The 13,214-nt window shown below is 58.2% G+C and carries 13 protein-coding genes; 7 read left to right on the forward strand and 6 right to left on the reverse strand.

Annotated elements, in window-relative coordinates; translation table 11 throughout:
• Nucleotides 1-3: 3 nt before the first annotated feature.
• The 3 genes from Q0778_RS09805 to Q0778_RS09815 are packed head-to-tail and all read left to right on the forward strand — an operon-like array spanning nt 4 to nt 1,528.
• Entirely contained in the window at nt 4-558 is a 555-nt protein-coding gene (locus Q0778_RS09805; protein WP_298335748.1) for a GNAT family N-acetyltransferase, read from the forward strand.
• Nucleotides 555-1,139, forward strand: coding sequence for a gamma carbonic anhydrase family protein (locus Q0778_RS09810; protein WP_298306398.1), 585 nt, complete (start codon nt 555-557; stop codon nt 1,137-1,139). The genes Q0778_RS09805 and Q0778_RS09810 overlap by 4 nt, the downstream gene beginning before the upstream one ends.
• On the forward strand, nt 1,136-1,528 hold the full coding sequence (locus Q0778_RS09815; protein WP_298306395.1) for a VOC family protein: 393 nt from the start codon (nt 1,136-1,138) through the stop codon (nt 1,526-1,528). The genes Q0778_RS09810 and Q0778_RS09815 overlap by 4 nt, the downstream gene beginning before the upstream one ends.
• Here Q0778_RS09815 and Q0778_RS09820 read toward each other — a convergent pair.
• The gene (locus tag Q0778_RS09820) at nt 1,525-2,052 is read right to left on the reverse strand and encodes a DUF1993 domain-containing protein (protein WP_298306393.1); all 528 of its coding nucleotides are present in this window, start codon (nt 2,050-2,052) and stop codon (nt 1,525-1,527) included. The genes Q0778_RS09815 and Q0778_RS09820 overlap by 4 nt on opposite strands.
• 53 nt (nt 2,053-2,105) lie before the next feature.
• Nucleotides 2,106-3,701 (reverse strand): cisplatin damage response ATP-dependent DNA ligase, encoded by a 1,596-nt coding sequence (locus Q0778_RS09825; protein WP_298335750.1) that lies wholly within the window; start codon nt 3,699-3,701, stop codon nt 2,106-2,108.
• A 98-nt stretch (nt 3,702-3,799) separates the two neighbouring features.
• Here Q0778_RS09825 and Q0778_RS09830 point away from each other — a divergent pair, with 98 nt between their 5' ends.
• A complete protein-coding gene (locus Q0778_RS09830) occupies nt 3,800-4,096 on the forward strand; it encodes a hypothetical protein (RefSeq protein WP_298306387.1) in 297 nt (98 codons plus the stop codon).
• 25 nt (nt 4,097-4,121) lie between these two features.
• On the opposite strand, the gene Q0778_RS09835 is transcribed toward Q0778_RS09830, so the two are convergent.
• From Q0778_RS09835 to Q0778_RS09850, 4 genes are all read right to left on the reverse strand, one after another.
• A complete protein-coding gene (locus tag Q0778_RS09835) occupies nt 4,122-5,126 on the reverse strand; it encodes a ligase-associated DNA damage response exonuclease (protein WP_298335752.1) in 1,005 nt (334 codons plus the stop codon).
• 37 nt (nt 5,127-5,163) lie between these two features.
• Nucleotides 5,164-7,242 carry a S9 family peptidase gene (locus Q0778_RS09840; RefSeq protein WP_298335754.1) on the reverse strand — a complete coding sequence of 693 codons (2,079 nt, stop codon included), beginning with the start codon at nt 7,240-7,242 and terminating at the stop codon, nt 5,164-5,166.
• Between the two features lie 70 nt (nt 7,243-7,312).
• The gene (clpA, locus tag Q0778_RS09845) at nt 7,313-9,709 is read right to left on the reverse strand and encodes an ATP-dependent Clp protease ATP-binding subunit ClpA (RefSeq protein WP_298306377.1); all 2,397 of its coding nucleotides are present in this window, start codon (nt 9,707-9,709) and stop codon (nt 7,313-7,315) included.
• A 119-nt stretch (nt 9,710-9,828) separates the two neighbouring features.
• A complete protein-coding gene (locus Q0778_RS09850) occupies nt 9,829-10,032 on the reverse strand; it encodes a DUF1192 family protein (protein WP_298306374.1) in 204 nt (67 codons plus the stop codon).
• Between the two features lie 142 nt (nt 10,033-10,174).
• Here Q0778_RS09850 and Q0778_RS09855 point away from each other — a divergent pair, with 142 nt between their 5' ends.
• From Q0778_RS09855 to Q0778_RS09865, 3 genes are all read left to right on the forward strand, one after another.
• On the forward strand, nt 10,175-11,179 hold the full coding sequence (locus Q0778_RS09855) for an NAD(P)H-quinone oxidoreductase (protein ID WP_298335756.1): 1,005 nt from the start codon (nt 10,175-10,177) through the stop codon (nt 11,177-11,179).
• The gene (locus tag Q0778_RS09860) at nt 11,176-12,138 is read left to right on the forward strand and encodes a glutathione S-transferase (protein ID WP_366519536.1); all 963 of its coding nucleotides are present in this window, start codon (nt 11,176-11,178) and stop codon (nt 12,136-12,138) included. Before Q0778_RS09855 ends, Q0778_RS09860 begins: the two co-directional genes overlap by 4 nt.
• Nucleotides 12,139-12,267: 129 nt before the next feature.
• Entirely contained in the window at nt 12,268-13,101 is an 834-nt protein-coding gene (locus tag Q0778_RS09865; RefSeq protein WP_298306369.1) for a DUF1013 domain-containing protein, read from the forward strand.
• Nucleotides 13,102-13,214: the final 113 nt, after the last annotated feature.

Below are 13,214 nucleotides of genomic sequence, written 5' to 3' on the forward strand. Positions count from 1 at the left end.
AACATGGGCGACATTGTCCTTGAGACAGAGCGGCTGATCTTGCGAACCGTCGTTGAAAGCGATGCGGCGCTTCAGCACCGCGTGCTGAACACACCCATCGTTATGGAGCATCTTGGCGGGGTGAAAGAACTGCATGAGATCGAGGCAAAGCACGCGAAAGTGATGCAGCTGCATGCACGCGAGGGATATTCGTTTCTCATGCTGATCGAAAAAGCGACCGGCGACCTTGTCGGCCATTCGGGGATCAAGCAGGTTGATAATCCCAATGCCCCCAATCAGGGCGACCACGAAATAGGCTGGCTTATCCGTGAAGATCGCTGGCGCCGAGGATATGCGCATGAGGCGATGGTCACGGTGCTCAAATGGGCCTTTGGCCCTGAAAATAAGAAGGGGGTGGATGCACAGCATGTTGTTGCGATCACTAACCCGCCCAATATCGGCAGTTGGAAGCTGATGGAGAAGCTGGGTATGGAGAGGCGAGAGGATCTCGATTTCGTGGACGGTGAGCCATTGATCCAATACTCGCTCACAAAAGCCAAATGGGAGAGTGCGCAATGACCAACTACCCCGGTGTAAACATCGTGCCGATCCACGGCAAAACGCCCAAAATCCACGAAACCGCCTTTATAGCTCCGGGATGCACGATCATTGGCGATGTTGAGATCGGAGCAGGTTCTTCGATCTGGTACAATTGCGTCCTTCGCGCTGACGTCTACAAAATCCGGATTGGTGAGCGCACCAATGTCCAAGATGGCTCCGTTCTGCACTGCGATCCGCCGCGGCCCGGGGATGAGGAAGGCTCCCCGCTTATCATCGGCGATGATGTGCTGATTGGGCACATGGCGATGGTCCACGGTTGCACCATTCACGACCGAGGCTTTGTCGGGCTTGGCGCGATTGCTATGAACAAGTCGGTGATTGGGTCAGATGCCATGCTGGGTGCGGGTGCTATGTTGACCGAACGCAAAGTGATGGGCGAGCGTGAGCTTTGGGCAGGCCGCCCGGCAAAGAAGCTGAAAGAGCTCAACGACGCAGCAATTGCCGGTATGCGCATCGGGGTTGCCCATTATGCAGAGAACGCCAAGCATCACGCCCAAGCCGTGAATGAGGCGATAGGCCGAAAGGGAGATCAAGGATGACGTTCAACTACATCACATTGGGTTCCAACGATCTGCAGACATCGCGCAGTTATTATGACCCAGTCATGGATGCGCTGGGGGCGAAGCTTGAAGCCGAGTACGAGGGCATGACCTTCGCGTACAAATTCCCCGATGGCTTTATGGTATGGGTGACAAAGCCGCAAAATGGCGAAGCGGCGGCGTGCGGCAATGGCCACACCGCCGGCTTCTTCGCAGCGACACCCGAAGCGGTGGACGCGGCGCATGCGTCAGCGCTTGCCAACGGGGGCAGCGATGAAGGCGCACCAGGGCCGCGGCCGATGTATGGCCCCGAATTCTACGGAGGCTACGCCCGCGATCCTGATGGCAACAAGATGAGCTTTGTGACGTCTGTGAAGCCCAACGATTAAGCGGCCTGACTGGGCCCGCGCGTCACATAGGGCATCATATGCGGCATAAAGTCGATCTTGCCGATTTCGAGACCCTCTGAGCGCAGAATCGCATAGGCTGTCGTCAGGTGGAAATAGAAGTTCACCAGCGACCAATCACGGACGTAGTTTTCTGCGCTCATGGTAAACTGCATCCCGTTGGGGATCTCTATCATGAGCATCTCTTCGGGCGCGACCAGCTCATCGGCGCTGATCTCGTCGAGCAGCGCGGCTGTCTCCGCAATCATCGCCTTGGCATCGGCAAGCGTCTTTGGATCGTCTTCTTCTTCCCGCGAAGTGAAGCTGCGGTCCGTCAGTCGGGGCAGAGCTTCTCCCGGCAAATTGGCGACAAAGCGGACTTGCGTGGCTAGCGGAAGCATGTCTTCGCTCAGTCTCACACCAAGCAGAGCATCGCCCTTGGGATGGTTTTCAGCCTTGGCCAAAAGGCCCGACATGATGTTGAGGCGTGCACGATAAACTGCGATGGAAGCGTCGTGTAATGTCATTGGAATTCCTCCTCTTTGAGGGGATAGGTAGCGATTAAGTTTTCAGTTGCAACTTATTCTCGCACGAGCGAGCGCAGCGCCTCGATCCGATCTGCCTCATGCACCGGTTTATCCCAGCGGATTCGGTGAATGCGTGGGAAACGCATGGCGAGGCCAGACTTGTGCCGCTTGGAGGAATGCACGCTGTCGAATGCGACCTCGAACACCAGCGTGCGCTCGACCTCGCGCACGGGGCCAAACCGGTTGAGAGTGGTCTGGCGCACCAGCTTATCGAGCTTTCTGAGTTCTGCATCGGTGAAGCCGGAATAGGCTTTGCCCACCGGGAGAAGCTCGGCCCCATCGTCCGGGTCGCCATCCCAACATCCAAAAGTGTAGTCGGAATAGAAGCTTGATCGCTTTCCGGACCCGCGCTGGGCGTACATCAGCACGCAATCGATCAGCAGCGGATCGCGCTTCCATTTGTACCAAAGGCCCACCTTACGCCCCGCGATATAGGGTGCGTCGCGCCGCTTCAGCATCAGGCCTTCGATCGCGTCATCGCGCGCGCCTTCGCGGATCTCAGCCAGATGATCAAAATCGCGCGCTTCGACGAGCGCCGAAATGTCGAAATGTGATGACGGCAGATCGGGAACGAGTGCTTCCAATGATTCCCGCCGTGCCTCCCACGCGCTTTCACGAAGGTCTTCGCCCTTGAGGATCAGCGTATCATAAAGCCGGACAAAGGCTGGTGATTCGGCCAGCATCTTTTTCGACACCGTCTTGCGGCCCAATCGCTGCTGGAGCGCGTTGAAGCTTGCAGCCCCGCCCGCCTCTCCGCCCTGAGTTTCGCCCCGTACCAAAAGCTCCCCATCGAGCACGGCGTCTATCGGCAACACATCGAGCAGTTCCGGAAAAGTTGCCGAGATATCATCCCCGGACCGCGAATAGAGGCGTGTTTCGCCAGCGACCCGCACCAACTGCACGCGAATGCCGTCCCATTTCCATTCTGCCGCATAGTCCCTGAGGTCGACTTTGGTTTCCTCGAGCGGATGGGCCAACATAAAGGGGCGGAACATCGGACGATTGGATACATCGGGCGGGTCCGCGCCATCTGCAGCCCATGCAAAGAGCTCCGCATAGGGCGGCTCAAGCGCATGCCAGTATTCTTCGACTTCATCGACGCTGACGTCGAAGGTCTGCGCAAAGGCAGTCTTCGCCAGCCGTGCCGAAACCCCGATACGCATGCCCCCTGTGGCAAGCTTGATCAGCGCAAAGCGACCGTTTGCATCAAGGCGATTGAGCAGCTTGGGCAATTCTTTCAACGCTGTACTTCGATTAAGGTGTGCGAGAAACTCAACCGCTTCGCTGACGCTGGGCGGGTCTTCGTCAGGGACGCCATCCCCGGGCCACAAGAGGCTGGCGGTTTCGGCGGTGTCGCCGACAAAGTCCCGACTCAGACTCCATAAAAGTGGGTCAATCCGGTCCTTCATCAGATTGCGAATGGTAGAGGATTTCACTCCGGGAAAATCAAGCTCGCCCGTCAACGCGCCCAAAGCCCAGCCGCGATCCGGGTCAGGGGTCGTGCGCAAATACTCCGCGATCAAAGCAAGCTTGCGGTTGCGGCTGGTCGTGTAGACCAGCGTGTCGAGAAGGGTCGCGAAGGCCTTCACACCGTAGAACGCCCCGCTTCATCGTGAGGAAAGGTGCAAATCCTAAAGGATTGTGCCAAGTCACCTTTCTGCATCCACTTTTTGAGGAACCCACCACGATGAAAATGCTTCACGCCGCCGCCTTGGCGATTGCCCCTGTTTTGGCCCTTTCTGCGACCCCTGCCCTTGCTGAGGAAGGCGAGAAGGCCTCTTTGACGATCGACAGCTCGATTGAAGCATTGATGGCCAACGAAGCAACCAAAGCGATCGTTATCAAGCATTTGGGTCCACTGGATCAGCACCCATTCTATGGCCAGTTCAAGGGCATGACCCTTGCGCAAGTTCAACCGATGTCGAACGGGCAAATCACAGACGAAACGATCGAGAAGATCAAAACTGAGCTTTCGGCTCTTTAAGGGTATTGGGCAGGAAGAGGAGCGATCAATCATCCTCTTCCTCCCGCCCCACCAGCGCCAATGCTCGCGCGCGGCGTTGGTTAAGCTCGCACCATCGCAGCAGCGCTTCCTCGCGCCCGTGGGTGATCCATGTTTCGGCCGGGTTCACATCTGCGATCGTCTCGGTGAGCTCATTCCAATCAGCATGGTCTGAAATGATCAACGGCAGTTCGACTCCCCGCTGACGCGCTCTGCCGCGCACGCGCATCCATCCGCTGGCCATAGCTGTGATCGGCGAAGGCAGGCGGCGCGACCACCTATCATTAAGTGCCGAGGGGGGTGCGATAATGATCGCGCCTTGCATCTCCTCCTTGGTATGGTCTGCGACGAGGCGAAGCTCACCCAGATGCACGCCGTGCTCCTCATAAAGCCTGCACATTTTCTCCATAGCGCCGTGCAGATAGATCGGGGCTTCATGCCCTGCCGCTCGCAGCTCTGCGATAACACGCTGCGCTTTGCCTAGCGCATAGGCGCCCACCAGCACGCTGGCCTCGGGAGTCGAATCGAGTGCAGAGAGCAGCTTTGCCATCTCATCCTCAATCGGTGGATGGGTAAAGACAGGTAGTCCAAACGTCGCCTCCGTAATGAAGACATCGCAAGGTATGACTTCAAAGGGCGTGCATGTTGGGTCTGGGCGGCGTTTATAGTCGCCGGTGATCACCACCCGCTCGCCTGCATGCTCGAGCAGGATTTGCGCGGAGCCCAAGACATGGCCAGCAGGCACAAATGTCGCATCTACGTCGCCAGGAAGCCTGACCGTCTCGCCATAGGCCACGGGAGCCGCGCCCGCGCGTGTATTGTAGCGCAGTTCCATAATCGCAAGCGTTTCGGGCGTGGCGATTGTCTCGCCATGCCCCCCTCGCGCATGATCAGCGTGTCCATGGGTGACCAGCGCCTTGTCGACGGCGCGCGAAGGGTCAATCCAGACACCCGCTGGGACGACTTCAACGCCCCAAGGGTGCGGATTAATCCAGGAAAAGGGCGCGCTCATAGGATGTTATACCACCAAGAGCACCCCGAGGTTCCGATTACTCAGCCTCTTTGTCCGTCCGATATTTATCGAACCACGCAATCACACTCGCCGTGCGTGCAGCCTGCTGGCTGGGGCTTTGGCTGAGGTTGTTGTGGCTGGAATCGGGCGTCACCACGAGCGCGGTGTCCACGCCCACCAGCTTGAGGGCGGCGTAGAATTGTTCGGCTTCGCTTCGAGGAGTGCGATAATCATCCGCGCCGACAAGAACCAGCGTTGGCGTGGTCACATTGGCCATATTGCTCAACGGGCCACGCTCCCAATATTCCTCAGGCTTCTCCCACGGGAGGCCGCCCAGCCAATAGCGCGGGATAAGGGTGGGAAGGTCGGACATGAGGCCCTGGCTCACCCAGTTGATGACGGGTTTGTGCACGGCGGCTGCATTGAACCGGTCAGTCTTGCCGACCACGTAAGCGGTGAGGATACCGCCGCCAGACCCGCCCGTGACAAACAGGTTCTCCTGATCGGCGAAGCCTTGCGCGACCGCTGCATCGACGACGGCCATCAACTCAGGGACGTTGCTGATTGGGTAATTGTCTTCAATCCGGTCCGCAAATGCCTCGCCATAGCCGGTCGAACCGCCCGGATTGGCAAAGACAACAGCGTAGCCCGCCGCGCCATAGAGTTGATAATCGACCGAGAATTCAGGGCCATAGGCTGCATAGGGACCCCCGTGCATCTCGAGGATGGCAGGGACTGTGTCGCCGGCCTCATATCCTGGCGGGAGCATGATCCATGCAGGGATCACCGTGCCATCATCCATGGTGACAGAGAGCTCGCGCGTTTCACCCATTTCCTTGCCTGCAAGGCTGACGGCGTTGAGCGATGTCAGAGTGCGGATGCCGCGGCGCGTTTGGACCCCAACATCAGGCGGCGCGACCGAACTCTGTGTGGTAAAGGCGAGCGAGCCGTTGTCGCTCACTGACCATTGGCCGCCGGTGTAAGGAAGCGCGTAATACCCGCTGCCGACGCGCGCATCCAAGGGATCGGGCGCGGCCGCATTTAGACCAATCCGCGCAACGCGATGCTCTCCGTCATCCTCATAACTCGCAAAGAGTCCCGCATCATTCCATTCGATCCCGTCAAAGCCGCGGTCAAAACCGGGCACCAGCTGGCGCGAACCGCTGCCATCGGAGTTCATAACGTAGAGATTGGTCTGATCGAAGGCATTGCCTAGATCGTCGAAACCCAAATAGGCGATTTGGGAACCATCAGGGGAGACCTGTGCGCCGCCGTCGGGGCCATCGCGCGTGGTCAGGGCTGTGATATCGCCGCTTGCGATATTAAGCGCGTAAATCTCGCTGCCGAAGATTTCGAGCTCCCAATCCTCTTTGCGATTGGCGGAGAAATAGAGCTTTGAGCCATCCGGAGACCACTCGACCGCGCCGCCGTTGGAATATTCGCCAAAGGTGAGCTGACGCGGTGCGCCGCCCTTTGCGCTAACGACGAATAGTTGTGTCGTGCCCGGCTTCACATAAGACCCGCCATCGCGGCGATAGACCAGTCGGTCGATCACTTGGATAGGCTTGCCCCACTCCGCGCCTTCAGGCTTCGCGGGAGCTGCGCCAAGGGTCAGACCTTTGCCGGGAACACGCGCCGTGTAGGCGATCTGCGTGCCATCAGGTGACCACTGAATGCCGCCCGGCCCTTCTGCCAATGCGGTGATATTGGCGCTTTCACCCGTGCCCATCCAGCGTACGTGCAGTTCCGGGCCGCCGCCGCTTTCGGTTGAAACATAGGCGAGACGACCCCCGTCCGGCGACCAGCGCGGGCTCACATGCGTGCCTTCACCCGTCACTAGCGGGGTTTCTTCGCCGCTGCGCACATCGATGAGCCAGATCGACGAGACCGCTCGGTCTGTCATGATGTCGTTGGTACGCCTGACATAGGCGATCTTGCTGCCATCCGGGCTAATCTGCGGGTCCGCTGCAACGGACAGGCCGAAGATATCATCTCCGGTGAAGTGCTGCTCAGGAGCCGAAACACCATCGCTGCTGTCATCCGCTGCTAGCGGTGTGGTCAGCGCAAGGGCGCTCGCGGAGAGAATAGCCTTAAGGGCAAAACTGCGTGCAAACATAAACGGCTCCAGAGATGGAAATCTGGAGCCGATCAATGCCGATATTTCGGGTCTTGTCTAGCGCTGTAGACTAGCTTTCTTTGTCGCTATCAGTGTCAGAGTCCGATGCTTCCGGCTTCGGATCATCCTTCTTGGGTGGAGGCGCCTTTTTCGCGGCCGGTTTGCGCTTGGGCTTCGGTTTTGCCTTGGGTGCAGCAGGGGTGAGTTCAAAGGCGGGTTTGCCGTCCTTCATCGTCACCGAAACCTCGCCACCATCAGCTAGCTTACCAAACAGAAGCTCCTCGGCGAGCGGTTGTTTGATCTTATCCTGAATGAGACGCCCCATTGGACGCGCACCATAGAGGCGATCATAGCCTTTATCGGCCAGCCAGGCGCGGGCATCGCTATCAAACTGGATGTGGACGTTCTGCTCAGCCAGCTGCAGTTCGAGCTCGAGGATGAATTTGTCGACCACGCGGGCAACTGTGCTCTTGCCGAGGTAGGCGAACGGCACAATTGCATCCAGGCGGTTGCGAAATTCGGGGGTGAACATTTTGTTCACGGCCTCGGTCCCTGCGTCTTCCTTTGACACATCGCCAAAGCCAATGCCGCTCTTCGCCATGTCAGCCGCGCCCGCATTGGTGGTCATGATGAGCACCACATTGCGGAAGTCGACGGTCTTGCCGTGGTGATCGGTGAGGCGACCATTATCCATGACCTGAAGCAGGATATTGAAGAGGTCTGGGTGCGCTTTTTCAATCTCATCGAGGAGGAGCACGCAGTGCGGGTTCTGATCCACCGCATCGGTGAGCAGACCGCCTTGATCATAGCCGACGTAGCCCGGAGGCGCACCGATCAGGCGGCTGACCGAGTGGCGCTCCATATATTCTGACATGTCGAAGCGCTTAAGCTCGATACCCATGATGGACGAGAGCTGGCGTGCAACCTCGGTCTTACCAACCCCGGTTGGGCCGGAGAACAGGAACGAACCAATGGGTTTGTCCGGATCGCGAAGGCCAGCACGCGACAGCTTCATCGCGGTCGCGAGGCGCGAAATCGCCTCATCCTGGCCAAAGACAACGTGCTTCAGATCGCGGTCGAGGTTTTCGAGCGCTTTCTTATCGTCCTTGCTGACCGATTTCGGCGGTATGCGGGCCATGGTTGCAATGACTTGTTCAATCTCACGCGCGGTGATTTTCTTCTTCCGACGGCTGGGCGGGACCAGCATCTGCATCGCACCGACTTCGTCGATCACGTCGATGGCCTTATCGGGCAATTTGCGGTCGTTGATATAGCGTGCCGAAAGCTCAACGGCAGTTTTCAACGCGTCGGGCGTGTATTTCACCTTGTGGTGATCTTCGAACGCCGTGCGCAGACCTTTGAGGATTTTGATTGTGTCCTCAATCGTCGGCTCATTCACGTCGATCTTCTGGAAGCGGCGCAGCAGCGCACGGTCTTTCTCGAAGTGATTGCGGAATTCTTTGTATGTGGTCGAACCGACGCAGCGGATCGTCCCGCCAGAAAGCGCAGGTTTGAGCAAATTGGAGGCATCCATCGCCCCGCCACTGGTCGCGCCAGCGCCGATAACGGTGTGAATTTCGTCGATAAAGAGGATCGCATGCGGCATCGCTTCAAGCTCGGTTACGACCTGCTTCAAGCGCTCTTCAAAATCGCCGCGATAGCGCGTGCCTGCAAGCAATGCGCCCATATCGAGCGAGTAAATCACCGCAGGCTCAAGTACCTCAGGCACATCACCTTCGACAATCTTGCGCGCAAGACCTTCGGCGATGGCGGTCTTACCAACGCCGGGGTCACCGACATAAAGCGGATTGTTTTTCGAACGGCGGCACAGGATTTGAACCGTACGGTCTACTTCTGGTCCGCGACCAATCAGCGGATCGACTTTGCCGTCTTCCGCCTTCTTGTTGAGGTTGACCGTAAACTGGTCGAGCGCGGTTTCTTTCTTATTGCCGCCATCCTTGGCCGCTTCGGTATCGTTTGGCGCGCTTTCTTCGCCGCCACCCGCATTGCTCGATTCGATCTGGCGTCCACCTTTGCCAATGCCATGGCTGATGTAGCTAACCGCATCGAGACGGCTCATATCCTGCTGTTGGAGGAAATAGACCGCATAAGAATCGCGCTCAGAAAACAACGCGACCAGCACATTCGCGCCCGTAACCGTATCTTTGCCGGAAGATTGCACGTGCAAAATGGCGCGCTGGATCACCCGTTGGAAACCGGCGGTTGGCTGCGGATCGGCGTCTTCCTCGGTTTTGAGCGACTGATACTCTTGATCGAGATATTGCTTCACCACCTCGCCAAGTTCAGCCAAGTCCACCCCGCAAGCGCCCATCACCGCCGCGCCATCTTCATCATCGATCAGCGCGAGCAGCAAATGCTCCAAGGTCGCATATTCATGCCGACGCTCTGACGCGTGTGTGAGCGCGTTGTGAAGGGTGCGTTCTAAATTCTGAGCAAAGCTAGGCATTTACAGTCCCTATTGGGGTGAAAGCGGGGTGGGGCAAATAGTGTTTAACGCAATATGGGGGGCATTTTGGTAAATGCGACTCCAATTATGTGCGAAACCCGACGCGGGCATAACTGTGATCATGAGCCCGAACTCTTAAAAAGTGCATCTGCCGCAGCTCGGTGTTTTGCGGCTTTGTCGCTATGCTCCTGAACGCGGGCAATTTCTGCTTGGAGAAGGGCGATGCGCGCAGCCAGCTCGTCTTGGCTATAAGGTGCGAGATCCTCCGCTGCCAGCTTGTGTGCAGCGTCTCCTTTGGCCCGGGGAAGGTCTTCTTCATCCATTGAAAGCGATCATCGCTTCTGCATCGGCTTGCTGTCAATGCGGATGCTGGGTATTTGCGCTGTTTGATTGAAGGTGGCGCATTTGTACCATGGGGTGGTGCAACCATGGCGACCTTCAGATTTGCAAAGGGTGGGGGCACATATGCCGGAATTGCCAGAGACGATGCAGGCCATTGGTTTTGAGCAACCGGGAGGGCCTGATGTGTTGCGCGTCGAGGAGGCCCCGCTCCCTCAGATTGGTTCTGGCGACGTTCTCATCAAGGTCGCCTATGCGGGGGTTAATCGTCCCGATTGCATTCAACGCGCCGGCAATTATCCAGCCCCTCCGGGCGCTTCGCCCATTCTGGGTCTCGAAGTGGCCGGCGAAGTGGTTGGAGTAGGCGGCGATGTCCCTCGTGAAATGCTGGGAAGTGTGGTTGCGGCTCTCACACCTGGCGGAGGCTATGCCGAATATTGCACCGCCCCCTGGCAACATTGCTTGCCCGTTCCTGATGGCATGGATTTGAAGCATGCGGCGGCATTGCCTGAGACGCTGTTCACCGTGTGGCACAATGTGTTTGAGCGTGGCTGCGCGCGCGATGGCGAGACGTTGCTCGTTCACGGCGGCACCAGCGGTATTGGCACGATGGCGATCATGCTGGCGAAAGCCTTTGACCTCAATGTGATCACGACTTGCGGTGATGAGGCCAAGTGTGAGGCGGCTCGCGGACTGGGTGCAGATATTGCGATCAATTACCGCGAGGCGGATTTCGTCGAAGCCGTTCGAGAGCACACCGGGGGCAAGGGCGTCGACATCGTGCTCGATATGGTCTCGGGTGATTATGTTCCGCGAAATCTCCAGTGCCTTGCCGAAGATGGTCGCCATGTGACTATCGCCGTGCTTGGCGGTGCCAAGGCGGAAATATTCATTCCTATGGTGATGATGCGGCGCCTGACGTTAACAGGATCAACTCTGCGTCCGCGCTCTGACGCCTTCAAGGCTGCCTTGGCTGACGAGATCGCAGACAATGCCTGGCCGCTGTTCACAAGCGGCGAGCTGTCCCCAGTCATGGACCAGACATTCCCGCTTGCTGGGGCCGCCGAGGCGCATGCAAGGATGGAATCGAGCGCGCATATCGGCAAGATCATGCTGGAGGTCGCGCCTTGAGCTACCCGGTCCTGCAAATCACGGGCGACTATGCTTTTGTCGAAATCCGTAAGGGACGTGCGGCCGAGCGTTGGGAGGACATGGCGCTCGTCTATCGCGGATCCGCCTCGCGCGGCGATGAATGGAAGGGCGCGGAGGGCGAGAAGCTTTGGGGTTGCCACTGCCTCTGGCCGAGCGATCCCAATTCCACCCTCTCGCAGCCCTATGATGTGTCATCGCGTGCTGGTCTCGCCGTTGGACAGCCGCGGCTTCTTCGCTTTCCCACCCGCGTTGGCAGCTTCCGCTCCTTCGCCGCATTTGAGTCGCTTGCCGATGAGGTGCAGGAGGACGCTTTGCCTCGTCTCTTGCTGCACGAAGACCCAAAGAGCGGCAATTGCTACAAGATCAAGCTGACCACAGCCTTATTGGGCCTGCCGCTCGAGACGCGACAATACGACATTCTCAATGGCGAGACGCGCACGCCTGAATTCCTCGAAAACGTCAATTCAAACGGTCGGATTCCGGTATTGCAAATTGGAGAGAGCGAGAACGCGCGCTTCCTGCCCGAAAGCAACGCCGCTTGCTGGTATCTCGCGTCCGGCTCAGACTTGATCCCAGACGATCGCTTCGCCCAGGCCGATATGCTGCGCTGGATGTTCTTCGAGCAATATCAGCACGAGCCCAACGTTGCGACGTTGCGGTTCTGGTTGCGCTTTGTGGGGGAGGCCAATCTCTCGGATGAGCAACAGGCCCAAATCCCGGCTAGACGCGTAGCGGGACAAGCGGCATTGGAGTTGCTCGACGGCGAGCTTGCAGATCGGCCATTCCTTTGCGGCGAGGCGCTAACTCTCGCGGATATAACCCTGTTTGCCTATTCGCACCTAGCGGGTGACGCAGGGTTTGAACTTGGTGTCCTTGGCAATCTCAGCGCGTGGATTGAGCGCGTTAAACAGGTGCCCGGCTTTGCGCCGATGGATTGATCCTGCGACCTCCCAGCAGACAAAGCAAAGCATTTCCTTGCCCCGCCGACCGACTTCGCCTATCTAACGTCGTGCAATGGCCGCTCCGCAAGGGGCGGCCCTTATTATTTCTAACGGAGATTTCCCCCAATGGCACAAAAGGAACAGCCAAAGCCGCTGATGCCGCATGCCACGGCCACTTGGCTGGTCGATCACACCGGTCTGGCGTTTGAACAGATCGCCGAGTTCTGCGGGCTGCACATCCTTGAAGTGCAGGCCATGGCCGATGATCTTGCTGGCAGCAAATACACCGGCCGTGATCCGGTGCACGCTGGCGAATTGACGCTGCAAGAGATCAAGCTGGGCGAAGAAGACGCGGAATATGCGCTGAAAATGCATAAGGCTCCGGTTGAGGTGACCCGCACCAAAGGGCCGCGCTATACGCCTGTGTCCAAGCGTCAGGATAAGCCTGATGGCATTGCCTGGCTCTTGCGCAACCACCCTGAGGTATCCGATGCCCAAATCGGCAAGCTGATTGGTACGACGCGCAACACCATCGGTGCCATTCGTGAGCGGTCGCACTGGAACATTCAGAACATTCAGCCCAAAGACCCAGTGACCCTTGGCCTTTGTGCACAGCGCGAATTGGACGCTGTGGTTGCCAAGGCGGCCAAGCGCGCAGGCGTCACTGAAGAAGCGCCCGTTGTTGATGAAGCGGCGATCGATACGCGGTCTGACAAGGATAAGCTGATCGAAGAACTGCGCGCTGAACGTGCGGCAAACGAAAAAGCCGCCGCCGAAGCTGCGCAAGAGGCCGAAGCTGAAGCATGGCTCGCTGAAAAGCGTGCAGCCGAAGAAGCGAGTGCAGAAGAGACAGTGGATGTCGAGGCCGCTTTTGCCGCTCCTGAAGCCGCGCCAGCCGAAGAGGCTGCTCCGGTTGAAGAGGCGAGTGAAGACGACTCGGAAACAGACAGCGGCAGCTAAATCAGACGGTCAATGGAACCAAAGGGCGGCTCGTTTTTTCGCGAAGCCGCCCTTTTTTGTCTGATTGGCCAGCAAGTCGCCAATATGCCTTGCGCTACGCTGAGGTATCGCGC

The organism is uncultured Erythrobacter sp. (genome assembly GCF_947502395.1).
Classification (GTDB): Bacteria; Pseudomonadota; Alphaproteobacteria; order Sphingomonadales; family Sphingomonadaceae; genus Erythrobacter.